The following is a 24,950-nucleotide window of genomic DNA, read 5'->3' as shown; positions in this document are numbered from 1 at the left end:
GTGCGCTCGCGGGTTGTCTTTTTTCGCTGAGGCCGGCCAACCGCCCGCCACCTCCGCCCGCCCCACCCCGTGGCGCATGGCCCGCGTCCCCGGAAGTGGCTCACCTTGGACAGACGATGGAGGAGGACACCATGACCGAGCAGACGCCCGAGGCCCCGGGAGCCCCTTCCGAACGCAAGCTCCACAAGCTCAGCCCCTTCGAGCTGAAGGACGAGCTCCTCCAGGTCGCGGACGAGGCCATGAAGACCCGCGAGGCGGTGATGCTCAACGCGGGCCGGGGCAATCCCAACTGGATTGCCACCACGCCGCGCGAGGCCTTCTTCCTCCTGGGGCAGTTCGCGCTCGCGGAGAGCCGGCGGGCATGGGACGTCCCCGAGGTGGGGCTCGCGGGCATGCCCCGGTCCCCGGGCATCGCCAGACGCCTGCATGAGTTCCTGGAGGCGAGCGATGACGAGCCCGCCGTGGAGCTGTTGCGCGGCGCGCTGACGTACGGGGAGCACACGCTGGGCTTCAACCCGGACCGGTTCGTCTGGGAGCTCACGGACGCCGTCATTGGAGACAACTATCCGGTGCCGCACCGGATGCTCGCCCACGGTGAGCGCATCGTGCAGGAGTACCTGGCGCAGGAGCTGTTCGCGGGACGGCCGCCCTCCGGCCGCTTCGACCTGTTCGCGGTGGAGGGCGGCACCGCCGCGATGACCTACCTCTTCCACTCCCTCAGGGTGAACGGCCTGCTGCGCAAGGGAGACACCATCGCGCTGGGCGCGCCCCTCTTCACGCCCTACCTGGAGATTCCGCGCCTGGAGGAGTTCAGCCTGCGCACGGTGGACATCCTGCAGAGCGCCACCACGAAGGACGGCCGCCACACCTGGCAGTACCCGGACACGGAGCTGCGCAAGCTGGAGGACCCGCGCGTCAAGGCGTTCTTCGTCGTCAACCCGTCCAACCCGGGTGCGGTGGCGATGCGGAAGGAGTCCGTCCACAAGCTGGTGGAGCTGGTGCGCAAGCGCCGGCCGGACCTGTTGATCATCACCGATGATGTCTACGGCACGTTCGTCAATGGCTTCCGCTCGTTGGCCGCGGACCTGCCGCGCAACACGCTGCTGGTGTACTCGTACTCCAAGCACTTCGGCTGCACGGGCTGGCGGTTGGGCGTGGTGGCGCTCCACGAGGACAACATCCTGGACGAGGCGCTGGCGAAGCAGACCCCGTCGGAGCGTGCGCTGCTGGAGGCGCGGTATGGCGCCATCTCCCTGCACCCGGGGCGGCTGAAGTTCATCGACCGGATGGTGGCGGACAGCCGGGCCGTGGCGCTGAACCACTCGGCGGGCCTGTCACTGCCGCAGCAGCTCCAGATGACGTTGTTCTCGCTGTTCGCGTTGATGGACAAGGACGGCGTCTACAAGAAGTACTGCCAGCGCATCTGCCAGGACCGGCTCCAGGCCCTGTTCGAAGGCATGGGCATTCCGATGCACGAGGATCCGCTGCGCTCGGCCTACTACCAGACGCTCGATTTGGAAGCCTGGTGCCGCGAGCACATTGGCGAGGACTTCGTCCGCTTCATCGAGGACCACCACGACCCGCTGGAGATCGTCTTCACGCTGGCCCGGCGCTACGGCGTGGTGCTGCTCAACGGCAGCGGCTTCGACGGACCTCCCTGGTCGGCCCGTGTGTCATTGGCGAACCTGGAGGACGACGCGTATCCACGGATTGGCCGGGACCTCATGAATGAGGTGCGCCGCGCCATCGAGGCGTGGAAGAAGGCCGGCGGAACGCCCTCTGGCGCGTTGCATTGAACCACGTCACAGCGGGATGAAATGGACCCTGGTCTCCTTGCACGGAGGCCAGGGTCTTTTTCGATCCCCGGGGGATCACGCAAGACCCTGACCCCAAAGGCAGTACCACCTCCGAGGTACAGACACGGATCCTCTACCTCGCCAACCTGTCGGCTCGGAAAAGCGACATGTCGCCGTCGAACTCAACAGGGCTGCAGCGAACGTTCAGGCGAACCGCAGTCCAACCTGAAGCGGGGGCACGCATGCCGGTGAGGAGTGGGGAATGACCAGTCCATCACGACAAGAAGTGGAGCACCTTCACGATCGGATGATGAGCCATGACCCGACGGCGACCCATGACGTCTTCGACACGTTCATGGATCCGCTGATCCGGTCGCTGAGACGCTACCTGGGGTGCTCGCCTGACGACGCCAACGCCTCGGCCGCGGATGCCGTCTTCGCCTATCTCAGGCAACCCGAGCGCTTCGACGCTCGCCAGTCCACTCTCTGGAATTACCTGAGCCAGATCGCCCGGCGCCGGGCCCATGACAGCCACCGGACCAGGACGGCGCGGGAAAAAAGGGAGAAAAACCCGCTGACGATTCTCGAAGTCCACCCGCCAGCTCCGAACAATGGCCTGGAGGGTTTCGTGATTGCGAAGCAGCTGTTGGAGCGGCTGGAGGAACGAATCAAGGAAGCCGGCCTGCCGCAGCGCGACATCGCCGGCATCCGCGTCATCGTCCTCCACCAGGGCCGCGTCCCTGCCGAAGAGATGGCGGACGCCCTGGGGTTGTCCCACCTGCCCCCTGGTGAGCGGCTGCATGAGGTGAGGCGCCACACCGAACGGCTGAAGAGGCTTTTGCGCAGCCTCTACATGGAGGATTCCGATGTCGACTCTTGATTGGCTGACGTACGCGGCGAAGCGCAGCACCACGGAGCACGGCCTGCTGGGCCAGGTGTTCGCGACCTACCAGTCCATCGAGGACTGCACGCCGAACGCGCTCGCGGACGAGCTGGGTTGCGACGAGCAGACGCTCAAGAAGCTGTCCTTGTGCCGCAAGCCGTCCGGAGATGCGTTCGCCGAACAGGTGAAGCTCCTCTGCAGCCGGTTCGGACTGGAGCCGTACGCGCTCGCCAACGTCCTGCGGCAGGTGGAGATCATGGGCGAGGACTCCTCCGACAAGAATGCGGAGGCTGGCCTGCATCGCACCGGCACGCTCCAGCTCGCCGCACTCGACCGGCGCAAGAAGGACGAGCCGGCCTCATGAAACCGGCCTGGCTGAGGGAGGCGGTGGAGGCCAGCGGCCTCCCTCCGCCAGAGGTGTTTCCCCGTGACCTCGCGGCGGACGCTTCCATGCTCCTGCCCGTGAGGCCCGTGGGATTGAAGGACCTGACCTCGGAGAAGGTGCGCCAGTGGCTGGCCCAGCGGGGCCGCACGGTGGAGATCGGCTACCACCGCCGGATGCACGGTTGCATGGTGGCGTGGGAGGGAAAGGGACTCGTGTTCTTCGACCGGGACGACAGCCCGGCGGTTCGGCGCTTCACGGTGGCGCACGAGCTGGGCCATTTCCTTCTCGACCATCTCCTGCCGCGCAGGCGGGCACTCGACTTCTTCGGTGACGGCATCCGGGACGTCCTGGACCAGAAGCGCGCTCCCACGCGAGAGGAGTCGCTGACCTCCGTGCTGGAGGGCGTTCCCATTGGCGTGCAGATCCACCTGATGGACCGGGGGCCCACAGGGGACATCGGCAAGGGAGTGGTGGCCCGCGCCGAACAGCGCGCGGACCGGCTGGCCCTGGAATGGCTCGCGCCCTCGAAGCTCGCTCGACAGGTGATGCAGGAAGGCCCCGAGGACACGCACAAGCAACGCTTGGAGCAGCACTTCGGACTGCCGGATTGGATGGCGGAAACCTACGCGCGCATCCTGCGCCGTGAAGAGGGCCGCTCTCGTTTTTCCATTGTTTCATTTCTCGGTGAGGACGCAGGGTGACCATGGCTGGCCACAGGCGCGTTGACGACGACGATGATGAGGAATTGACCGGCGACGAGGACTTCCGAGGCTCGTTCCGCGAGGACCTGGAGCGCACGCTCAACATGGAGACGTGGGCGGAGGGCCTGGACCTCCAGGTCATCATGGAGCGCTACCGTCAGGAGATTGGCGGCGCCATCCAGAAAGAGGATGAACTCCGGTCCATCATCCGTCAGGAGTTGCTCCCCCGGCTCCAGACACGCCCCGGAGCGCCCGAGGGTGCTGGGCTCTACCAATTGAGCATGGAGCAGCTGGCCGACATCCACTCGGGCCTGCTCTTCGCCGGACAGGTGGAGGCGGTCAACGGCCTCTCGGTGACGCACGAGACGCTGCCCCTGGACATCACCCAGCTGAGCATCGCGGCCATTGGCTATGGAGGGACCGCGGGCACCTTCTCCCAGCGGCTGTTCCGCCGCGAGGTGACGGTCGACGCGCCGGACCCCTACCAGGAAGCCCTGTCCTATATCGAGATGCGCCAGAACCGCTCGCATCCGGGACGCAGCGGGCCAGACAGCCTGTCGCGGCTCGCGCGGCGAGGCATCCGCGCCTACGCGGAGCGCGCCATCCTGGTGGAGAAGCTGAAGGCCCCATGGCGCATGGGCCAGGGCAATCCCTTCGCCCGTGAGCTCATCACCGGCTCCGGCTACAAGAGCCTGCTGAAGGTGTCGCTGGGGATGCTCGGACGACTGATGAAGGACCATCCCCGTTTCGTCTTCGTCTCCGCGCGGATGGATGACCGGGGCTTTCTCACCATGGGCCACGCGCTCAGGGCCGGCGAGTTCGTCATCCTCGAGTCACTCGAGCAGGAGGGGAAGGACATCCTGACCGGATGGCAGTACGACCTGGAGGAGTACGGCCTGGCGCGCGACTTCATCAACGCGTACTCGCACAAGGTCGTGAAGGGCCTGTTCCGCGCCTCGGAGAACGCCCCACCCCGCATCTTCTACGCGCACGTCGACCATGCCCACATGGCCGCGTGCGTGGCCATCGCGGACAGCATGCTGCGCCCGGAACAGGGCTACCCCATGCTGCTCGACGTCGCGGAGTCCACGTGCCGTAGCACCTTCGGCATGGATGGCTTCGAGGGCGTGGTCCAGGAGGCCTACGCGCTAGCCGACGCCCACCTTCAATACTTCAACGGTCGCAAGCCACGTCGCTGATGGGGGAACGACAGCATGTCTGACAATGGAAACACCAACGTACCCGGCCGCAATCCCGCGCAGAATGGCGTGGCCCACAACGGCAAGCCCGTGAATGGCCACGTCGCCACGGCGCCCAATGGACAGCGGCCCGCCGCGCCCCCGCAGGGAGCCCGCCCACCGGGCCTCTCGCCCACGAACGTCCAGATGACCGGACCGCGTCCTGCTCCGGCCCCCGGTGCCCCCGTGAAGCCTCCCGCCAGCGTGGCGTCCCCCACTCCGGCGCCGGTCGCACGGGCCCCGGTTCCCCAGCCGCCGCCCGCGGAGCCGCCGCGCAACGAAGTCGTGCAGCCCCTGCCGGACAAGGCGAAGGGCGAAATCGACGCGGCGAAGGAGCGGGCGGAGGCACTCAAGGCCGACCCGGAGCTGGAGAACGCCGTGGGCTTCACCCACTTCGACACCAGCGCGAGCCACGACAACCTCGTCACCGTCCTGTCCACGAAGGAGGACCTGCACCGGCTGGCGTCGCAGACGCTGGTGCGCATCAAGTGCCGCGAGGACGACAAGGCCTACCTGGGTGTCGTCGTCCAGGGCCCCTTCGCGGAGCCGAACGCCGTTCCCGCGAACTCCACCATGGCCATTGGCGTGGTGACCCACGGCAAGAAGCTCACGTACACCTTCGAGTACCACGGCCGCGCGGAGGTGGAGATCCTCGGTGAGGAGGTCGCGGGCGTGCTCAAGCCGCACCGCTTCCGTCCCCGGCCGCAGAGCCCCGTCTTCGTGCTCGACGAGGAGGAGAGCGCGAAGGTGCTGGGTGTCAGCGGAGAGATGAGCATTGGCTCGGTGGTGGGCTACGAGCGGATGGAGGCGCGCATCAACGCCCGCGACAAGTCCGTGCTGCCCCGGCACACCGGCATCATCGGGACGACGGGCGGCGGCAAGTCCACCACGGTGGCCACGCTCATCCACCGCGCGCAGAGTTCGGGCATCGCCACCATCGTCTTCGACGTGGAAGGCGAATACACGCACGTGGACCGGCCCACGGACCACCACGCCATGGTGGAGACCCTCAAGCGCCGCGGCCAGAAGCCCGAGGGCGTGAAGGACCTGCACATCCATCACCTGGTCGGCCGCGAGAGCCGCAACCCGCGCCACAAGAACAAGCACGCCTTCTCGTTGAACTTCTCCAGCCTGTCGCCCTACGCGCTGGCGGAGATCCTCGACATGTCGGAGGCGCAGCAGGAGCGCTTCCTCAAGGCGTACGACGTCACGAAGCTGCTGCTGGAGGACTTCGAGGTCTATCCCGTGACGGAGGAGGAACGGCGCGACGCGCTGGAGGTGGACGAGCTATCCACGGGCTACCCGAAGATGACCATCCAGCACCTGCTGGACGTCGTGAACGCCTACCTCTACAGCATGAGCGACGAGGGCAGAGCTGAAGGAAGGGCCCGCCCCCGCCGCGCGGCGCGAGCGCGAGGAACGGTCGCCGAGGAGATCGAGGTGCTGGAGGAGGACGAGGGGCCTCCGGCCAACTCGCTGACGCTCTACAGCATCTTCAAGAACGACCCCGGCAAGGTGATGCGGCGGGTGATGGCGCAGAGCAGCCGCAACGTCATCAGCTGGAAGGCACTGGCCAGCAAGATCCAGCGGCTGCGCAGGCTGAACATCTTCGACATGGGCACCACGGAGGGCGTGAAGTACGACACCATGCTCTCGCCAGGGCGGGTGTCCGTCATCGACCTGTCCGACACGGAATCCCCCCAGCTCAACAACCTGGTCATCGCGGACATCCTGCGAGGCATCCAGGAGCGGCAGGAGGCCAGCTACGAGAAGGCCCACCGCGAGGGCAAGGACATCACCCCGGTCATCATCATCATCGAGGAGGCCCACGAGTTCCTGTCCGCCAGCCGCATCGCGCAGATGAAGACCCTCTTCGAACAGGTCGCTCGTATTGCAAAGCGGGGCCGCAAGCGGTGGCTGGGACTCGTCTTCGTCACGCAACTGCCCCAACACCTGCCTTCCGAAGTGCTGGCCCTGCTCAACAACTTCATCATCCACAAGATCACGGACGGGGCCGTCATCAACCAGCTGAAGAAGTCGGTGGGCAGCATCGATGAGAGCCTGTGGAGCCGAGTGTCGCGGCTCGCTCCAGGACAGGCGCTGATGTCGTTCAGCCACTTCACCCGGCCCCTGATGGTGGCCGTGGACCCCGCGCCCGTGAAGCGGCTGCTCGTCGACTAGGCTTGACCCAAAGTCCAGGAACCCTGGGAGGCAGGAGCGATATAGAGCCGGCCACATGCTCGGCTCCGCGCTCCTCGCCTCCGTCATCATCGCCCAGGCTCCCGCGTCCCCGGCCTCACGTGCCGCGGAAGAACTGGGCCTGGGCCCTGTCCTCGACTCGGTCGTCCATCAGGGCGTGACCTACGTCGCGCTCGGCCGGGGCGGCATCGCCGTGCTCAAGCTGGATGGCGCGGCGCCCCAGCTCGTGCGGCGCATCGAAGAGGGCCGGCGCTTCGTGCGGCTCGTCGTCGTGGGCCAGTCGCTCCTCGCCATCGAGCAGCGCGAGGAGGCCCATGCGTTCTCGCTCGCCACGCCGGAGCAGCCCCAGCCGGACTCGCTGGCCTCCGCGCTGGGAGCGGCGCGCGGCCTCACCGTCGTCACCCAGGCGCCGCCTCCGCCCCAGGCCCCGCCGCCCACGACCGCCCCCTCCTCCGCGCGGCTCACCGTCACCGCCGTGCACGATGGCGACGTGACACTCTCCGGCGGCGCCCTGGCCGGCCTGGGCGAAGGCACCCGCGTCCGCGTGCGCACGCAGGACTCCCGCGAGGTGGTGCTGAAGGTCATCGAATCGCGCGAGCACACCGCCATCGCCCGTCTGGGCCGCGGTGAGAACGTGCGCGTGGGCGACACCGCCGTCGTCACCGACGCCCCCGCCACCGCGCGCCTCTTCTTCCCCGAGCCTGGGGTGCCGCGCCTGCGCTACGGCTTCCATGTCCGGCCCTTCCTCGCGCTGGACGCGAGGACGCGCGAGGGCAGGTCCGCTCGCGCGGGCGGCCTGCTCCTGGATGCGTTCATCGCGTGGCGGCCCGGGGACCTGCCCCTGGTGCTGAGCGCGCAGCTGGACCCCGTGGGCTTCGGCCTGGGCACCGGCCTGCGCCACACGCCGGGCTCCGCGTACGTCGCCGCGGCCTACTCCACCGACTTCCTGGAGGTCGGCATCGGCGCGGGCGCGCTGTTCGGACAGAAGGAGTGCAGCACCCAGTTCGACTACGACCCCAACACCTACGAGCCCATCAATCCCAGGACCGTGTGTGACTCCAACGCGGGAGTGTCCTTCCAGCAGGTGCTGCGGCTGGGCGCGCTCGACGGGTTCCACCTCGCGTGGAACTCCGCCATCCTCTCGCGCGACAACCAGTTCCGCTTCGGCTCCGGACGCGGCGAGGTCCAGGTGCCGCTTACGCCCAGCCTCTCGCTCTTCGGCGCGGGCGGCGGCTCGGCCAGCGGATGGGCTTTCGGCGAGCTGGGCGTGCGCAGCTTCCTCAAGGGCACCGGCGGCTCCGGCACCACCGTGCTCTCCGCCAGCCTGGGCATCGTGTCGCTGTCCGACGGCTCCGGCGAGGCCCTCACCGGCCCCTCCATCGCCATCGGCATCGAGCGCCGTCCCTGAGCGTCAGTGGCCGGACGCCATCGACGCGGCGAACTCCTCTGGCACCATCGCGCCGGAGATGGGGAAGTCCTTCGGCGCCCGCTTCCACGCCTTCCCACCCGCCGGGCGGACAGGCCCCCGAGGGAGCTTCCCCAGGCCGATGAGCGTCAGCGACACCAGGCCCAGCCCCACGACTCCCGCGGCCAGCTCGTCCACGAGGCCCACCCGGCGAAGGCCGCCCACCCCCAGGAGCGGCAGCGCGGCGATGGGCGTGGCCACCCACGCCAACCACGTGCGCCAGTTCGCGCGGGCCTGTTGCCTCAGTGCGTCGATTGAAGCCATCGGGACATCCTTCCGGACAGGGGGGTTGTCCAGGAGGATGGGGATGGACCGGGGTCCCGTGAAAGGCCCCCTCGTCGCGCTCGCTTGCTTCCTCACGGGCGGGGCTGGAGTGCTCGCATGACGCCCTCACGCATCCTGCGCTTCCCCTCCGACCGCTCCGTGGGCTGGCTCCGGGCCCGCTGGGGACACGGTCGTGTTCAGCCGCTCAGCGCCCGCACGCGCGCCGCGAGGTTCTGCGTGAAGAGCCGGTAGATGTGCAGCGAGGCCGCGTCGTGCGTGGCCAGGAAGTGCTGGAAGCTCTCGCGGGTGATGCGCAGCGCGCGCACCGCCGTCTTCGCGCGCACGTTCGCGGACACGGGGCCGTCCTGCACGAGCGAAATCTCCCCCAGGAACGAGCCCGGCCCCAGCGTGTTGAGGTGCCGCGCGTTGGCTTCATTGCCGGAGAAGACGTCCACGGTGCCCTCCAGCAGCACGAGCAGCCCCGTGCCGGGAGCGCCCTTCTCCAGCAGCACCGTGCCCGGCGTGGCCGTCACGGGCCGCGCCAGCCGGTACAGGTCCTTCATGTCCTCCAGCGGCAGCTCACCGAAGATGGGAATGGCCTTGAGGAAGCGATAGCCGCTGGCCTCCGGCACGGTCGCGCCCGCGGCCAGCCGCGCGAGGAGCGCCTCCGCCTCCACATCCAGGCCCATGCGCCGCAGGAGCCGCGCCTTCTCCGTCACCAGCACGGGATCCGCGCGCAGGTGCTCGGAGCTGCTCAGCGCGTCCGCCAGCACCGCGAGCGCGCGGTGCGTGAAGCCGCCGGCATCCAGCACCTTGCAGGTGCGCAGCACGGCTTCGACGTAGCGAGGATCCTCCGCGAGCACGCCGCCCAGGGCCTCGGCCTCCGCGTGGGCCTGTCCCAGCTCGTGGTAGAGGTCCGCGGCCTCGAAGGGGCGGCCCAGGCGGACCAGGCAGTGCGCCATGGACTCGCGGGCGCCCAGGCCCCGGTAGACCTCCAGCGCGCGCTCCAGCGCCCCGCCCCGCTCGAAGGCCGCCGCGGCGCGCTCCACCTCGCCCGCGCGCAGGTACGCCTCCGCGGCCGCCACGTGCTGACCGCCCTGCGCGTACAGGTCCGCCACGGACACGTCGTCGCCGCTGCCGTCCAGGAGCCGGGCCGCGCCCGTGAAGTCACGAGCCCTGCGCAGCACGTCCACCAGCCAGTGGCGCTCCTTCACCGACCCCTGCGCGGCCTCCTTGCGAAGCCGCTCGCGCTGCGCCGCGCCCAGCTCCTCGTAGAGCTGTGCCGCGCGTTCCGGCTCGCCTTGCGCCGCCAGGGACTGCACCACCTGGAGCGTGCTGCCCCGCAACGAACCGCCACGACTGCTGCCCGCCGAATCGCCTGCCATGTCACACGTCCCTTCCCAGGCCCACCCCGTCGGGGCGGCGCGCCCGGTTCCGCCAGCGCCTGACAAACCAGGAACCCGGGCGTAAAGCCAGTCTTCACAGGGGCCCCCCGTGGCCCTGGAGACACCGGGTCCGGTAGGGTCCGGCCATGGTTGTTCCCGTCCTGGCCGGGGTGGCTCCGGACCGTCTCCCCGGGCCCTCGCGCCCGCGCTCCTGGTACCTGGTGGCTCCGTCCGCGGCCCTGCGCCCCGGCCACGCGATGGGCGTTCAGGTGGGTGGCCAGGAGGTGGTGGTGTTCCGGAGCCAGCAGGGCCGGGTCCACGCCCTGTCCGCGCACTGTCCGCACCTGGGGGCCCACCTGAAGCACGGCACCGTCCAGGGCGAGCTGCTGCGCTGTCCGCTCCATCAGTGGAGCTTCGACGGAGTCGGCCGCTGCCGAGCCGCGCCCGGCCGGAGCGACGTGTCCGCCCTGCCAGGGCCAAGGGCGTGGCCGGTGGAGGAGCGCTTCGGCGGGGTGCTCGTATTCAACGGCCCCGAGGCGCTGTTTTCCCCACCCGACCTGGAAGGTGGGGAGCACGTCTGGAACGTGGGACCTCCGGTGACGGTGGGCTGTCCGTGGCTGCCGCTCGCGGCGAACTCCTTTGACCTGGACCACCTGCGCACGGTGCACCACCGGGAACTGTGGGACACGCCGACCTGGGAGACTCCGGACCGGTACACCCTGCGGCTGCGCTACACGTCGCGCGTCATCGGCACGGGCGCGAGCGACCGGCTGATGAAGGCGCTGTCGGGCAACCGTATCCGGGTGGAGCTCACGCTGCACGGCGGGACGTTGATCTCGGTGAAGAGCGACCTGGGCCGGGCGCGGGGGCTGCTGCTCGCGAGCCTGACGCCGGTGGCGGAGGGGACGTCGGTGCGGCTCGCCGTCGCGGCGAGGCGGGGGCGGATTCCGGGCGCGGCGGCGCTGGTGCTCGGGGTGTCGCGGTGGCTGTACACGTCGTTCCTGCGCCGGGACCTGTCCGTGATGGACGGCATGCGCTTCAACGTCGCGACGGCGACGGCGGACCCGGTGATGCGCCAGCTGCTCGACTTCGCGGTGGGCCTGCCCGAGGACGGCGACGATGCGCGCCGATGACGCTCCGCCGATTCCCGCCGCGCTCAACGCGGTGCTGCTCGTCGCGGCGATGGGCGCGGGGGCGCTGTGCCTGTGGACGGCATCGCACGCGGAAGGGCTCTGGGTGCGGCTCGTGGCGGCCGGGGTGTTCTCCTACGTGAACAACACGGTGTTCTCGCTGTTGCACGAAGCGACGCACGGGGTGTTGCACCCGTCACGGCGGATCAACGATGGGCTGGGCCGGCTGGCCGCGACGTTCTTCCCCACGTCGTTCACGCTGCAGCGAGCCTTCCACCTCACGCATCACCGGTACAACCGCACGGCGCGCGAGCAGTTCGACTACCTGCACCCGGGCGACCACCGCTTCCTCAAATATGCGCAGTGGTACGTCATCCTGACCGGCGTCTACTGGCTGTTCGTGCCGCTGGGGGCGCTGGTGTTCGCGCTCGCGCCGGGCCTGCTGCGGAGGCTGCGAGGGCCGGGCACGCGCTACGGAGAACAGACCGGAGCGGACGCGTACCTGGGGCGTCTGGAGGACGCACCGGGGGCGGCCATCCGCGCGGAGGTGCTGGGGATGATGGCGGTGCAGGCAGGGCTGGCGTACGCGCTGGAGCTGACGCTCGTGGGCTGGGCCCTCTGCTACGCGGCGTTCGCGGTGAACTGGAGCTCGCTCCAGTACGCGGACCACGCGTGGTCGCCGCTGGACGTGCGCGAAGGCGCATGGGACCTGAAGGTCGCTGCGCCGGTGCGCTGGGTGTTCCTCAACTACCACTACCACCGGGCGCACCACCGATACCCGCAGGTCCCCTGGCTCTACCTGGGCCGCTACGTGGACGAGAGCGTGCCCCGGCCGTCCTTCCTGAGCATCTGGCTGTCCATGTGGCGGGGACCCCGGCCGTTCCCGGAGCAACCAAAGTGAGCGCGTCCGATGGGAAGGAGGCGTACACGGAGGGCCTGCTCTTCGGCTGGCCCGCGCGCGAGGAACTGAAGCGCACAGGCGCGATGACATTCGGCTTCGCGCTGTTCTTCCTCGCCGTGTACGGCGGCGCGAGCTGGGTGACGGGCTTCTATTCCGGCGGCCTGCGCGTGGACCTGCCCATCGAGCAGCACATCCCATTCATGCCTGGCTGGGCCGCCGTCTACGTCAGCATGGATGTGCTGTTGCTCCTGTCCCTGTTCATCTTCCGGACGTGGAGACAGATGCTCCCCTTCGCGCTGGCGTTGTGCGCGGAGACGGTGCTGGGAGCACTCTGCTTCCTCGTCCTGCCGGTGGAGGTAGCCTGGCCGCCACGTGCCGTGACCGGAGTCTGGGCATCCATCTTCCAGGCCGCGGACACGATGAACCTGGAGCGCAACTACCTGCCGTCGCTCCACGTCGCCTTCGCCTGCACTGCGGCCCTGGCCTACCGCGAGCGTTCAGGGCCGGTGGCGAGCATCGCCTTCGCGCTGTGGGCCCTGGCCATCGCGGCGTCCACGCTGCTCATCCACGAGCATCACCTGGTCGACGTGGTCGCGGGAGCATTGCTCGCCTGGGGCACGTGGCGTGTCGTGGCGCCCCGGGTCCGGAAGGAAGCCTTCCTCGAAGCCGTGCGGGTGGAAGCCCTCTGCGCGAGGGAGATGTACCGCTTCGCGCGCAGGCATCCGCGTTACGGGCTCATCGCGCTCGCGCTGTATCAGCAGTCCCTGGGACGCTGGCGCAAGGCGCGAAGAGCGCGAGCGGGGTTCTGCTTCCTCCAGGGGGTGGATGACGTGCTGGATGGAGACCGCCCCGTCAAAGGCGAGCCGCTGGATGCCATCGACGCGCTCCTGCGCACGCTGGAGACCGGAGCGCCGGGACCCGCGTCGGAGTTCCACGACACCGCGGTGTCGCTGGGCCGGGTGCTGCTCACGGAGCTGACCGACCCGACGGCCCGCGAGCAGGTGCTCGAGCTGGTGCGCACGATGCGCCGGGACCGCGAGCGGGTGCGCGATGGGCACTGGTGGGATGCGGCAACGCTCCAGACCCAACTGGGGAACACCTTCCGGCAGTCCGTGAGCCTGATGCTGCACGTCGCGGATGCACAGGTGCGAGCAGAGGACGCCCCTTCCCTGCTCGCGGCATTGGGTTGGTGCTCCGTGATGCGCGACCTGCGAGAGGACCTGGCGCAGGGTCTCTTCAACGTGCCCGCGGACGTCGCCGCGGAGGTGCGCGCCCAGGGACATGTTCCCGAGGACTTCGACTCACTACTCACGGCGCAGGCCGGACGGGCCTGGGTGCGCGGTGAGTACCAGCGAGCCCGCGCGCTGTTGGACCGCTCCGCGAAGGAGTTGGCCCAACTGGAAGGCAGGCAGGGTGTCGCGCTGCTGCGCCTCTTCCACAGGTCGGTGGAAGCCTTCTGGGCTCGGAAGCTGCCGAGTCGCATGCCCTTCCTGCGCGAAGCGCCGGTGCTCGAAATCTCCTGAGTTCTTCACGCGCGGTCATCATCCATGCGCGTGGGGTGAGGTCGCTGAGGATGACGTGGTGCATGCGTTGACGCGAAGCGGGCGGAGGCATCTGCTGGACGCATGTCCGACTCCGTCCCTTCCGTTTCCAGCGCCCGTCCGGTGGATGCCTCCGAACGGTTGCCGCTCCTGGACGTGCTGCGCGGCTTCGCGTTGTGGGGCGTCTTCGTGTCGAACAGCTTCGCCTGGTTCAGCGGCCGGGTCCTGATGCCGCGAGAGCAGGCCCAGGCACTGGCGGCGCCGCCCATCGAGGCGGCCGTCACGGCGCTCTACCACTTCTTCGTGAACCAGAAGTTCGTCACGCTGTTCGCCTTCCTCTTCGGGCTGGGGTTCTCCATCCAGCTGACGCGGGCCGAGTCACGAGGAGCCTCCGTCGTCCCGGTGTATTCACGGCGGCTGCTGGTGTTGCTGGGCATCGGGGTGGTGCATCTCACGGCGCTCTGGGCGGGAGACGTGCTGTCCACCTACGCCCTGCTGGGCTTCGCGTTGCTCCTCTTCCGCAGCCGTTCGGACCGGACGCTGCTGGTGTGGGTGGGCCTGTCGGTGGTGGTGGTGCCGTTGCTGGTGCCAGCGCTCCTGCACTTCGGTCCCATCCTGCTGCACGGAGCGCAGGCGGCGGCCGACGCCGCGAAGGCCACGGAAGCCATGGAGGCCCAGACGCGGGAGCAGTTGCTGCTGGGACTCCAGAGCGACTCGCTCTGGACGACGCAGGCCGCGAACGCGCACTTCCTCCAGTACATGCTGCCCACGCTGAAGCGGCTGCTGTGGATGATCTTCATCCTGGGCCGGTTCCTGCTGGGGCTGCTCGCGGGCCGGCACCTGTTGCTCCAGGACGTGGAGCGCCACCGCGCCTGGCACCGGAAGATGCTGGGCTGGGGTCTGGTGCTGGGCGTGCTGGGAAATGGGGCGGGAGTGGTGGTGCAGCACCTGCGGCTCGCGGGGTTGCTGGACCCGTCGAAAGCCCACTGGATGTTCACCCTGTCCGCGATCCAGGAGATGGGCTACCTGGGCCTCGCCGCGGCCTACGTGGCAGCCTTCGCCCTGCTCTTCCAGAAGGAGCGCTGGCGCAGGTGGCTGGGTGTCCTGGCGCCGGTGGGGTGCATGGCGCTCACCAACTACCTGATGCAGACGGTGGTGAGCCTCTGGCTCTATGACGGCTGGGGTTTGGGGCTCATCGGCAAGCTGCCGCCGTCACGCTGCGTGGCGCTGACCCTGCTGGTGTTCGCGCTCCAGATTCCCCTGAGCCGCGCCTGGCTGTCGCGATTCCGCTTCGGTCCGGCGGAGTGGCTGTGGCGCTCGCTCACCTACGGCCAGCGCCAGCCCATGCGGCTCGCGCTCAAGCCGTCGCCGGCCGGCGGCCCCGACGTCCGATGAAGAACCCCGCGCCGAGCGCGGCGACCGCGACCAGGGCGCCAAAGCCCATGGCTGCGTTCTTCACCTTGGTGAGCAGGGGGTTGTCGAACACGTTGGTGGAGTAGTGGAACGCGGCGATGAGCCACTGGTCGCCCTCCTTCACCAGGGTGCAGGTCCACCGCCCATTGACGACGAGGTCCGTGCCGTCGTTCAGGATGTAGTGGTCCAGCGACGAGCCATACGCGACGCCCGAGTTGCCATAAAGACGCGTGAGCGCATCCACGTCGAACTTCGCGGTGACCTTCTTCACGACGCTGTTCGGGCCGCCCAGCATCTGCGCGTAGTACGCGCGGATGGCGTCCTTCCCCACGCGAACGTCGTTGTTCATGGTGGAGAACACGACGTCCGGATGCAGGTGCGACAGCAACCGGTCCAGGTCCTGCTTGTTGAGCGCGTCCTCCATGTCCTGCTTGATGGCACGCAGCGCCTGGTGCGTCGCTTCATCGCCAGAAGCCACCGCCGCCGGAGCCACGGCATCCTGAGCCCCCGACACAAAGGGGACCGCGACGAACAGCAACGTCAGGAGACCTACGAGCCGGGTGCGCACCATCGAAGCTCCATGAAGGAAGAGGACGGCGAGCATCCTAAGCAGGTCGCCTGGGGTTCGTTAACAAACCCGTCGATTCAATGGTCCTCGTGATGACGCGTGCCTCACGAAGCGCGGCGAAGGGTCGCGGCGGCGTGCATGCGCGGAAGCCAGGATGGGGCCACGGAGGAAGGCCCCCACCCGGGACCGGCTGCCTCAAAACCTGTCCGACAGTCGGACAGGTCTCCGCCGCAGGAGCCAGAGACCGCACCGGCCCAACAGGGGAGCAACGTCATGCGCGCTCAAACGCCAACCAACATGGTGCACGGATAGAGGCGCCCGCCGGGGCCCGGTTGCCTCAAAACCTGCCCGACTGTCGGACAGGTTTCGGCCGCATGGGGCCCGAGGCCGCGCCGGTCCTGCAGGGGCACGACGTCGTGCGTGCGCGGATACCAAGGTAGGGCCATGGACCGAGGGCACCCGCCCGGGCCCGGTTGCCTCAAAACCTGTCCGACAGTCGGACAGGTTTTCGCCCCATGCGGCCCGGGGGCGTGCTCGGCCGGCAAGCGGTACGAAGGGGCCCCGCACGTCCATGTCAGACCCCTGTGGTTGGATGGCGATGCTGGGACGAGGAGGGGAGTGGGGATGGAACGGGGAGGACTCGTGGCCTATGTGGAGGCGCAAATCGAGCGCGATATCGCGCTGGGGCGGCTGCACCCGAGCGGACAGTTTGGTTCGGAAGCGAAGCTGGCGCGTCGCTATGAGGTATGCCGGGGCACCATCCGTGAGGCGCTGCGACGGCTGGCGGCGAGGGGCCTGGTGGTGCAGCGCTCCGGACGCAAGACGCGCGCGGTGGCGCTGGATGAGTCGCTGACGCTGGAGAACCTGGGCCTGGCGCTGCATGACGCGAGCAACCCGGACGCCCGGTGGCTGCTGGAGGGCTACTTCAGCCTCAAGCGGCAGGTGCTGGTGGAGCTGCTGGCTGATTGCTGCGCGAGGGCCTCGGACCTCGACCTGGACCGACTGGGGAGCACGTGCTTCCAGTTGCAGGACGCGGCGCGCTGGGAGTCGGGGGCAACCTGCGCCCAGGTGGAATTCGAGTTGCTGCGGCAGGCAGCGCGGGTGGCGGCGCGTCCCGGCCACGTGCTCCTCGTTCAGTCCCTGCAGCGGGCATTCCTGGGAGGCGCGGCCCAGTTGCTGCCGCTCATGGGCGGAGAGGCGCTGCGCGAGTGGGTCTTCCGCGTGACGGCGATCCTGCACGAGCGCGATGTGCAGGCACTTCAGAACGAGCTGCCGGCACTGCTGAAGGCTCGCGATGAGCGCGTGCTGAATGCTTTCGCTCCTGCTCCCCAGGAACCTGCGTCCCCAGAGGCCCCATGCGCCCAGGAGGTCCACTTCGGCGCGCCCGTGGCAGCCACCGGCCAGGACGAAGCATTGGAGACACCCCCCAGCATCGAGGAAGGTGCCATCGGTCGCCTGACTCCAGCCGCACAAGACGCGACGCAAGAGGCACACCCCTACGGCGAGGAGCGTGGCCTTGGCCACCTGGCTCCAGCCGTTGAGCCGGACGATGCGCCGGGGGCACAGTTCCGCGTGGACGAGAGTTCGCCGGGAGGACGTGACGGGCGCCCTCCAATCCCTTCTTTGCCCCCGGATACCCCATAGGAGGTATGGCCAAACACAATCCAAACGGATTGTAGTTCTGGACGTCGCCAGTCTGTTCTCACTGCTGGCACGGCCCGGGCTCGACGGGTTGCAGGGGGATACCGTGGACGCGAATCAATTGCTGGAGCTGGTCAAGCGCTATCAGGATTCCAAATCCTTCATCTCCAACGAAGAGACCGCCAAGCTGGCGCTGGTGGTCCCCTTCATCCGGCTGCTTGGCTACGACCCCGGTCTTCCCCGGGAGGTTCGCCTCGAGTACGCGGCGGACTTCATCCAGGGCGACGGCAAGAAGCTGCCGGACCGCATGGACTTCGCCATCTTCGACCAGACGGGACAGAAGCCCCTCATCGTCATCGAGACCAAGCCCCTGGGCACGGACCTCAAGTCGCGCGCCCAGCAACTGGCCCGCTACCTCTCCCAGCTCCCGGAGCTCCACTTCGGCATCATCACGGATGGGTGCCACTACCTGTTCTTCGGAGACCTGGAGAACCCCAACGTCATGGACCCGGAGCCCTTCTTCACGTTCTCCCTGGAGGACACGAAGTCGGACTGGGCCAAGGTCGCGAAGTTCCTTTCCAAGTTCAGCCGCGAAGCCTTCAACGCCACGACCCTCATCACCGACGCGGAGAACAGCCGCTACCGCCAGGGGATGATCGACAAGCTGTCCGCCGCCCTCAAATCACCCGGCGAGCACGAGGGCTTCCTCAAGTGGCTCACCGAGGACATCTACAAGGGCAAGCGGACGACCGCCGTGATGGAACGCCTCGCGGAGGTCGCAAAGGAAGCCATCGAGCCCACCCTCCTCCGCGTCATGGGCGACGACTTCCTCGACAAGCTCAAGGAGCGCATCCAGCGCTTGAACGAAGGCACCGACGCGCCCGCCGCCAAGGACGGGCCCAACGTGGTGAAGACGGACAGCGCGAAGCCTTTCGACACGGAGCCACGTGCCTCGGGTGACGACAAGACACGCGTCGCCGTGGAGACCACCGAAGAGGAACTGGCCTTCTTCGGCGTCGTCCGGGACATCTGCACCAAGAACGGCCACGCGGCGGAGGACGTCCTCTACCGGGACACCTCGAACTACTTCAACGTGTCCTTCAAGAAGCCCACGAAGTGGTTCGTGCGGTTCTTCGGCAATGGCAAGCGCAAGTGCATCGCCACCTGGGTCCCCGTCGAGGAGGCGAAGACGCTCGCCGCGGGGTTCGAGGTCGAAGCGTCCCCCGCGGCGTTCGGTATCAGTCGGGTCTACATCCAGACGATTCCAGAGGTGTGGGCGCTCAAGGCCCTGGTCGCCCGGAGCCTGGAGCTGTCCCTCACCGCCAAGGAGGAGGCGCCCGCGGAGCCCACTCTCAAGGTGGTCGCCAGCCAGTAACGGCCCCCGCTGCCTCACACCGCCGGCAGCGGCTTCACCGTGAGCCCCTTCGACGTGAGGAACTCCGGGTTGAACACCTTGGAGGCGTAGCGGCTGCCGTGGTCACACAGGAACGTGACGATGCGCAGGCCCTGGCCCTGGTGCTTGCGCGCCACCTCCCAGGCGGCCCGCACGTTCAGGGCCGCGGAGGTGCCCACCACCAGCGCGTCCTCTCGCGCCAGGTGGTAGAGCATCTCCAGCATGTCCTGGTCCTCCAGGCGCATGGCTTCATCCACGCGCGCCTGCCGGAAGTTCTCCGTCAGCCGCATGATGCCAATGCCTTCCGTGATGGAGCTCCCCGCCGATTCCATCTTCCCCGTGCGCACCTGGCAGTAGAGCCCCGACCCCGGCGGATCCACCAACACCACTCGCAAGGCCGGGTTCTTCTCCTTCAGGTAGCGGCTCGTCCCGGACAGCGTGCCGCCGCTGCCCACCGACGCCACCAGCACGTCCACCCTGCCCTCCGCCTGCTCCCAGATCTCCGGCCCCGTCGTCTCGTAGTGGAAGTCGCCGTTCGCCGTGTTCTCGAACTGGTTCATCCACGCCCAGCCGTTCTCCTCCGCCAGCACCCGCGCCTGGTGGAAGAAATGCGAGGGATTGGAGAACGGCACCGCCGGCACCCGCCGCACCTCCACGCCCATCGCCTCCAGGTACTCGTATTTTTCGCGCGCCTGGTTGTCCGGCATCGTCACCACCACGCGGTAGCCGCGCTCGCGCCCCAGCAACCCCAGGCCAATGCCGGTGTTGCCCGCGGTGCCTTCGACAATCGTGCCACCCGGCTTCAGCTGCCCCGTCCCTTCCGCGCGTTGGATCATCCCCTTCGCGGCCCGGTCCTTGATGCTCCCGCCCGGGTTCATGAACTCCGCCTTGGCGACGATGTCACAGCCCGTCTGACGGCTGAGCGAGCCAATGCGCAACAGCGGCGTGTTCCCCACCGCGTCCCAGAGCGAACCCATTCGTGGCGCCATGTCTGTCCTCCCCCGAACTACAGCTTGCGCATCCGCACGCGGCGGACCTTGTGGTCGTTGCCCTTCACCAGGATGAGCCTCGCCCGTGAACGCGTGGGCGCGATGTTCTCCGCCAGGTTCGGCCCGTTGATCTCCGCCCACACCGACGCGGCCCGGGCAATCGCCTGGTCGCGTGTCAACTCGGAGAAGCGCCGGAAGAAGGACCGCTCGTCGCGGAACGCCGTCTCCCACAGGCGCAGGAAGCGCTCCACGTACCAGTGGCGGATGTCCGTCTCGCTCGCGTCCACGTAGATGGAGAAGTCGAAGAAGTCAGACAGGAATGTCTGCGGCAGCCGCCCACCCTCCACCGGCCCCGTCTGCAGGACGTTGAGCCCCTCCAGGATGAGGATGTCCGGCTGCCGGATGGACTGCGCCTCCTCCGGCACGATGTCGTAGACGAGGTGCGAGTACACCGGCGCCGTCACCTCCTCACGCCCCGCCTTCAGCTCCGCCAGGAAGCGCACCAGTGCGCGCCGGTCGTAGCTCTCCGGAAAGCCCTTGCGGTTCATGACGCCCCGCTCGGCGAGCACCCGGTTCGGATAGAGGAACCCGTCCGTCGTCACCAGCGCCACGCGCGGATGATCCGGCCAGCGCGCCAGGAGCGCCTGGAGGATGCGCGACGTCGTGCTCTTGCCCACCGCCACGCTGCCCGCGATGGCGATGATGAACGGCACCTTGCGCACCGAATAGCCCAGGAACGCCTGCTGCGCCGCCCACAGCGACTGCGCGGACGCCACCTGCAGGTGCAGGAGCCTCGACAGCGGCAGGTAGACGTCCTCCACCTCCTGGATGTCCAGCCGGTCCCCCAGCCCCCGCAGCTTCTCCACCTCCTCCGCCGTCAGCGTCAGCGGCGTGGAGGCCCGGAGCTCGCGCCACGCGTCGCGGTCCAGGTCGACGTACATCGATGCGGCGCGGGGCTTGGTCACGGACATGCCGCCAAGCATGAACCAGACCGCCCCGGATCCCGCAAGTGAAGGTAACAACAGGTCTTCCCTGCGATTCTTGACAGCAAGACTTTCCCGCCACCAACGTGCCCGTCCGCATCCTGGTCGCGCCCGACGGACGCGGGGCACTCCGCCCTCCTGGAGCCCGTCCCCGAGGTCCGCGCGTGTCCACCTTCCCCGCTCCCGTCGTCCTCGCCGCCACGGGACTGCTGCTCGCCGCGCCCCACGCCCGCGCCCAGGCCTCCGAGCCTCCCGAGGCCGCGCAGCCGCCGGTCATCCACATCTCCGAGGAAGGCTTCACGCTGTCGTCCGCGGACAAGGCCTTCGTGCTCAAGCTGCGCGGCCAGATCCAGGGCGACGGACGCTTCTACTTCGAGGACACGGACCGCACCGGCACCAACACGTTCCTCATCCGGCGCATGCGCCCCATCCTGGACGGGACGCTCTTCGGCTTCATCGACTTCCGCTTCATGCCGGACTTCGGCGTCGGGCAATCCATCATCCAGGACGCGTTCATCGACTTCCATCCAGGGGAGTGGGTCCGCCTGCGCGCGGGCCGGTTCAAGACGCCCTTCGGCCTGGAGTTGCTCCAGTCCGACATGGACAACCCCTTCATCGAACGCTCGCTCACGGTGGACCTGGTCCCCAACCGCGACGAGGGCCTGGAGCTGCACGGCGAGGGCGAAGGTGGCCGGTGGCAGTACTCGCTGGCGGCGGTGAATGGGGACCCCGACGGCGCCAGCACCGACGCCAACCCCGACGACAGCTTCGACCTGGTCGCCCGCGTCTTCGTCCTGCCCTTCAAGGGCCGCGAGCCGTCCTTCCTCCAGGGCCTGGGACTGGGCATCGCGGTGACGCGCGGCCTCCAGTTCGGAAACACCACCAACACCGGGCTCGCGCCCTTTCGCAGCACGGGCCAGCAGGTCATCTTCAGCTACCTCAACAACGCGGACGCCGGCGAGACGGTGACGGCGCACGGCCTGCACCTGCGGCTCACGCCCCAGGGCCACTTCTACTGGGGGTCCTTCGGCCTCCTCGCGGAGTACGTGCGCTCGTCACAAGAGGTGCGAATCGCGGACGCACACGCGCGGCTGCGCCATCACGCGTGGCAGACGTCGGTGTCGTGGGTGTTCGGAGGGAAGGCGTCCTTCGAAGGCGCCCGGCCCACGACGCCCTTCAACCCGAAGACGCTCGAGGGCGGCGCGCTGGAGGTGGCGGCGCGCTACCACGCGCTGGACCTGGACGACGCCACCTCCCCCCGCTTCGCCAACCCCGCGCTCTCCGTGAGCGAGGCGAAGGGCTTCGGCGTCGCCACCACCTTCGCCTTCAACCGGCGCGTGCGCTTCGCCTTGAACTTCCACCGCACGAACTACGAGGGCGGCGCTCCAGATGGCGGCGACCGCCCTGCCGAGAACGTCCTCCTGTCCCGCTTCCAGCTCACGTTCTGAAAGCCCCCGCCCGCGAGCCGCGAAACATTTGGTGACGCCGGGTGTCATCCGGCTTCGTCCTGGTGCGTCTTGAAGCGCCCACGTCAGGTGCACGACGCTCCCGCCGCCCGCGTCGGGTGGCCCTCCCCGGGGGCCGCTCCCGCGGACTCCGCCGAGAGGACGCATGCCCGCGAACGTGTTCCCGCAGCGCCCGACGCCTGTCCGCTCCCCGTCCCTGCCGAAGGCGCTCACGCGCGCCGCGCTGCTCGCCCTCCTGGGCCTGGGCGCGCCCGTGGCCGCGCAGCAGCCCCAGGCGCCCATCACGGAGGACGTGCCGCTCCCGGTGCAGCCGCCCCTGCCGGACAGCCGCGTCTACTTCACCACCCTCAACGTGGTCCGCTACAACCCGCTGGGGCTCGAGTCGCAGAACCGGCTCGTCTACCAGAAGCGCCTCTTCGACAGCCCTTCCCTGCTCCTGCGCGACACGTACGCCAGCGCCGGCGCGAGCCTCAGGCTGAGCCCCGCGTTCTTCAAGCTGGGGCCCGTGGTGGAGCTGCAGCCGCTGGCGATCTTCAACGTCCGCGCCGGCTACGAGTACGTGCAGTTCTTCGGCACCTTCGGCAGCGTCCAGTCGTACCCGGACTCCTTCCAGCCCTACGACGACGACCTGCGCAGCGCGACCAACGACACCGCCTACGGCACCTCCGGACACCACTTCTTCGTGGAGCCCATGCTCCAGGCGAAGGTGAAGTCCCTGGCGCTGCGCTCGAAGCTGGCCATCGAGTACTGGAACATGTCGCTGCGCGACGGCGGGACGCGCGGCACGTTCTACGACCCGACGCTGGACACGCTGGTGCCCGGCAAAGGCTGGGTGCTCGCCAACGACACGGACCTCCTCTGGCTGGCCGGACAGTGGACGCTGGGCGCGCGGCTCTCCGCGGTGTGGCCCCGCTACGACGAAGACACCAGCGCGGTGGAGCCGCTGCCCGGACGAGCGCTTCCCAACAACTCGCACGTCCGCGTGGGCCCGCTCGTCGCGTATGCCTTCGACACGAAGCCGGGCGGCCTCATGAGCAAGCCCACCGTGGTGGTCATGGCCGGCTGGTACCTCAAACATGAGAACCGCATGAACGCCATGCCCTACCTGCTGGGCGGCTTCTCCTTCACCACGGAGCTGCTCTCCGGCCGCTGACCGCGCCCCCGCGGACTGTCCAGCGGCCAAAACCCACCTGCCCTCCAGGGCAGTGTGCCGGGGTCCGGGGCGTTCCTAACTCGCCCTGTCTGTCTTTGGGACAGCAGGGGGACGCATGGGAACGACTCGCAGGGGGATGAGCTGGCGGCTTCTTTGGAGCGTCGTGGCGGCGGTGACGCTCGGAGGGTGCGGTCCTGTGGAAGCGCCCGAGCCATCCCCCCGGACGCAGGAGGCGGGGCTTACGGGAGGTGACTTCGTCTGGGTGAAGCACCTGGGCTCCCCCCGGTTGGACCAGGCCCACGCGGTGGCCTTCGACCACGACGGCAATATCCTCGCGCTGTTCCTCTATCAAGGCAGCGTGGACCTGGGCGCGGACCCGGTCGGGTCCGGGAACCCTGACAGCTTTGGCTTCGCGGTGGCGAAGTACACGACGGCGGGCGCGCTGCTGTGGACTCGCACCTACGAGGGCGTGCTGCCGCCCGGCGGCCAGAACTTCGTCAACGCGGTGGCTCTCACGGTGGACCGGGAGCGCAGTGTCCTCATCGCGGGGAGCTCGAACGAGCCCATCGACCTGGGCGGGGGACTCCAACCGGCTGGCGCCTTCCTGCTGAAGCTGCGCAAGACGGGGCAGTTCCAGTGGGTCCGGCACTTCACGGGCAACATCTCTCCCCGGGACCTGGTCACCGACTCGCAGGACGGCATCGCCATGACGGGCAACGCCTTCCGCACGGTGGACTTCGGCCAGGGGCCCAACTCCTCGCAGGTGACGGACGTCGTGACCGCCTTCCTCACGAAGTTCAATGCCGCCGGCACCCCGCAGTGGACCGTGAGGGAGCAGTGGGACCTGAGCAGTGGTGCCAGCGTCGCGGTGGATGAAACGGATGCCTTCTACTTCGCGGGCATCCGGTATCCCGACCCGGAGGTCTGGAAGGTGGCCCCCTCGGGCACCGTGACGTGGACCCGGCCGCTGGTGGGCGCGTCGGGAGGAGCCGCGGGCATCGCCGTGCACGGCAACCGCGTGGTGGTGGGAGGGCAGTTCAGCAGCGCCTTCACGTTCCGGGGCCAGACGATAACGCCCCCGGTTCCGGGCGGCGGCTTCCTTGCCGCGTGGACCCGGGCCGGCGAGGAGCGCTGGGCGCGCGGATATCCGCAAGCCGTTGGCGCGGTCGCCATGGCCGAGGACGACGCCGTGGTCGTGGGCGGCGCCTCCACCGCGCCGGACTCGGCCTCCGGCTACACGCTCTTCACCGCGAGGCTGGAGCGCATCGAGGGTCAGCAGCAGTGGCGGCACACGTACACCTCGACCGGACGCCCGTATTTCACGGACGTGGCGGTGAACAAGCAGGGCGCGTTCGTGGGGATTGGCTACTTCTCCGGCACCCTTCATCTCGGAAGGAACCTGGTCTCGCGCGGCTTCGAAGACGACTTCCTCTTCAAGGGGTCGACGGCGCCCTGA

The 24,950-nt window shown here is 68.7% G+C and carries 21 protein-coding genes; 16 read left to right on the top strand and 5 right to left on the bottom strand.

What is annotated here, in order from left to right; genetic code table 11:
• Nucleotides 1–131 precede the first annotated feature (131 nt).
• From aspD to D7X30_RS18580, 7 genes are all read left to right on the top strand, one after another.
• On the top strand, nt 132–1,796 hold the full coding sequence (aspD, locus tag D7X30_RS18610; protein WP_120564494.1) for an aspartate 4-decarboxylase: 1,665 nt from the start codon (nt 132–134) through the stop codon (nt 1,794–1,796).
• A 262-nt stretch (nt 1,797–2,058) separates the two neighbouring features.
• Nucleotides 2,059–2,676 carry an RNA polymerase sigma factor gene (locus D7X30_RS18605; RefSeq protein ID WP_120564288.1) on the top strand — a complete coding sequence of 206 codons (618 nt, stop codon included), beginning with the start codon at nt 2,059–2,061 and terminating at the stop codon, nt 2,674–2,676.
• Complete coding sequence (locus D7X30_RS18600) at nt 2,663–3,043, top strand: hypothetical protein (protein ID WP_120564287.1); 381 nt, start codon at nt 2,663–2,665, stop codon at nt 3,041–3,043. Before D7X30_RS18605 ends, D7X30_RS18600 begins: the two co-directional genes overlap by 14 nt.
• Nucleotides 3,040–3,765: an ImmA/IrrE family metallo-endopeptidase gene (locus D7X30_RS18595; protein ID WP_120564286.1), complete on the top strand. Its 726-nt coding sequence runs from the start codon at nt 3,040–3,042 to the stop codon at nt 3,763–3,765. The genes D7X30_RS18600 and D7X30_RS18595 overlap by 4 nt, the downstream gene beginning before the upstream one ends.
• 2 nt (nt 3,766–3,767) lie before the next feature.
• On the top strand, nt 3,768–4,964 hold the full coding sequence (locus tag D7X30_RS18590) for a hypothetical protein (RefSeq protein ID WP_120564285.1): 1,197 nt from the start codon (nt 3,768–3,770) through the stop codon (nt 4,962–4,964).
• 15 nt (nt 4,965–4,979) lie between these two features.
• Nucleotides 4,980–7,184, top strand: coding sequence for an ATP-binding protein (locus tag D7X30_RS18585; protein WP_120564284.1), 2,205 nt, complete (start codon nt 4,980–4,982; stop codon nt 7,182–7,184).
• Between the two features lie 55 nt (nt 7,185–7,239).
• Entirely contained in the window at nt 7,240–8,610 is a 1,371-nt protein-coding gene (locus D7X30_RS18580) for a hypothetical protein (RefSeq protein ID WP_120564283.1), read from the top strand.
• Between the two features lie 3 nt (nt 8,611–8,613).
• Here the strand turns inward: D7X30_RS18580 and D7X30_RS18575 are convergent, their stop codons facing one another.
• Together D7X30_RS18575 and D7X30_RS18570 are read right to left on the bottom strand one after the other, a co-directional pair.
• Entirely contained in the window at nt 8,614–8,931 is a 318-nt protein-coding gene (locus tag D7X30_RS18575) for a hypothetical protein (protein ID WP_120564282.1), read from the bottom strand.
• A 197-nt stretch (nt 8,932–9,128) separates the two neighbouring features.
• A complete protein-coding gene (locus D7X30_RS18570) occupies nt 9,129–10,316 on the bottom strand; it encodes a cyclic nucleotide-binding domain-containing protein (protein WP_120564281.1) in 1,188 nt (395 codons plus the stop codon).
• A gap of 146 nt (nt 10,317–10,462) precedes the next feature.
• Between D7X30_RS18570 and D7X30_RS18565 the strand changes: the two genes are divergently transcribed.
• From D7X30_RS18565 to D7X30_RS18550, 4 genes are all read left to right on the top strand, one after another.
• The gene (locus tag D7X30_RS18565; RefSeq protein WP_120564280.1) at nt 10,463–11,449 is read left to right on the top strand and encodes a Rieske 2Fe-2S domain-containing protein; all 987 of its coding nucleotides are present in this window, start codon (nt 10,463–10,465) and stop codon (nt 11,447–11,449) included.
• A complete protein-coding gene (locus D7X30_RS18560) occupies nt 11,436–12,347 on the top strand; it encodes a fatty acid desaturase (protein WP_120564279.1) in 912 nt (303 codons plus the stop codon). Before D7X30_RS18565 ends, D7X30_RS18560 begins: the two co-directional genes overlap by 14 nt.
• Entirely contained in the window at nt 12,344–13,870 is a 1,527-nt protein-coding gene (locus D7X30_RS18555; RefSeq protein ID WP_233591646.1) for a phosphatase PAP2 family protein, read from the top strand. The genes D7X30_RS18560 and D7X30_RS18555 overlap by 4 nt, the downstream gene beginning before the upstream one ends.
• Nucleotides 13,871–13,972: 102 nt before the next feature.
• Complete coding sequence (locus D7X30_RS18550) at nt 13,973–15,283, top strand: DUF418 domain-containing protein (protein WP_120564278.1); 1,311 nt, start codon at nt 13,973–13,975, stop codon at nt 15,281–15,283.
• Here D7X30_RS18550 and D7X30_RS18545 read toward each other — a convergent pair.
• Nucleotides 15,246–15,872 carry an SgcJ/EcaC family oxidoreductase gene (locus D7X30_RS18545; protein WP_120564277.1) on the bottom strand — a complete coding sequence of 209 codons (627 nt, stop codon included), beginning with the start codon at nt 15,870–15,872 and terminating at the stop codon, nt 15,246–15,248. The two genes, D7X30_RS18550 and D7X30_RS18545, sit on opposite strands and share 38 nt — an antisense overlap.
• 621 nt (nt 15,873–16,493) lie before the next feature.
• Between D7X30_RS18545 and D7X30_RS18540 the strand changes: the two genes are divergently transcribed.
• Together D7X30_RS18540 and D7X30_RS18535 are read left to right on the top strand one after the other, a co-directional pair.
• Nucleotides 16,494–17,513, top strand: coding sequence for a FadR/GntR family transcriptional regulator (locus tag D7X30_RS18540; RefSeq protein WP_120564276.1), 1,020 nt, complete (start codon nt 16,494–16,496; stop codon nt 17,511–17,513).
• A 103-nt stretch (nt 17,514–17,616) separates the two neighbouring features.
• Nucleotides 17,617–18,885 (top strand): type I restriction enzyme HsdR N-terminal domain-containing protein, encoded by a 1,269-nt coding sequence (locus tag D7X30_RS18535; RefSeq protein WP_120564275.1) that lies wholly within the window; start codon nt 17,617–17,619, stop codon nt 18,883–18,885.
• A 14-nt stretch (nt 18,886–18,899) separates the two neighbouring features.
• Here D7X30_RS18535 and D7X30_RS18530 read toward each other — a convergent pair whose 3' ends face one another.
• Complete coding sequence (locus D7X30_RS18530; RefSeq protein WP_120564274.1) at nt 18,900–19,892, bottom strand: cysteine synthase A; 993 nt, start codon at nt 19,890–19,892, stop codon at nt 18,900–18,902.
• Between the two features lie 17 nt (nt 19,893–19,909).
• The gene (gene coaA / locus D7X30_RS18525; RefSeq protein WP_120564273.1) at nt 19,910–20,863 is read right to left on the bottom strand and encodes a type I pantothenate kinase; all 954 of its coding nucleotides are present in this window, start codon (nt 20,861–20,863) and stop codon (nt 19,910–19,912) included.
• A 176-nt stretch (nt 20,864–21,039) separates the two neighbouring features.
• Between coaA and D7X30_RS18520 the strand changes: the two genes are divergently transcribed.
• The 3 genes from D7X30_RS18520 (at nt 21,040) to D7X30_RS18510 (ending at nt 24,950) form a co-directional block, all read left to right on the top strand.
• The gene (locus D7X30_RS18520; RefSeq protein ID WP_120564272.1) at nt 21,040–22,323 is read left to right on the top strand and encodes an OprO/OprP family phosphate-selective porin; all 1,284 of its coding nucleotides are present in this window, start codon (nt 21,040–21,042) and stop codon (nt 22,321–22,323) included.
• A gap of 163 nt (nt 22,324–22,486) precedes the next feature.
• Nucleotides 22,487–23,494: a hypothetical protein gene (locus D7X30_RS18515; RefSeq protein ID WP_120564271.1), complete on the top strand. Its 1,008-nt coding sequence runs from the start codon at nt 22,487–22,489 to the stop codon at nt 23,492–23,494.
• Nucleotides 23,495–23,609: 115 nt separating this feature from the next.
• The gene (locus D7X30_RS18510; protein ID WP_147443237.1) at nt 23,610–24,950 is read left to right on the top strand and encodes a hypothetical protein; all 1,341 of its coding nucleotides are present in this window, start codon (nt 23,610–23,612) and stop codon (nt 24,948–24,950) included.

Origin of the sequence: Corallococcus sp. AB011P (assembly GCF_003611605.1) — a bacterium.
Taxonomy (GTDB): domain Bacteria; phylum Myxococcota; class Myxococcia; order Myxococcales; family Myxococcaceae; genus Corallococcus; species Corallococcus coralloides.
The sequence above is the reverse complement of the archived record's forward strand: the minus strand, read 5'-3'. Positions and strand labels throughout refer to the sequence as shown.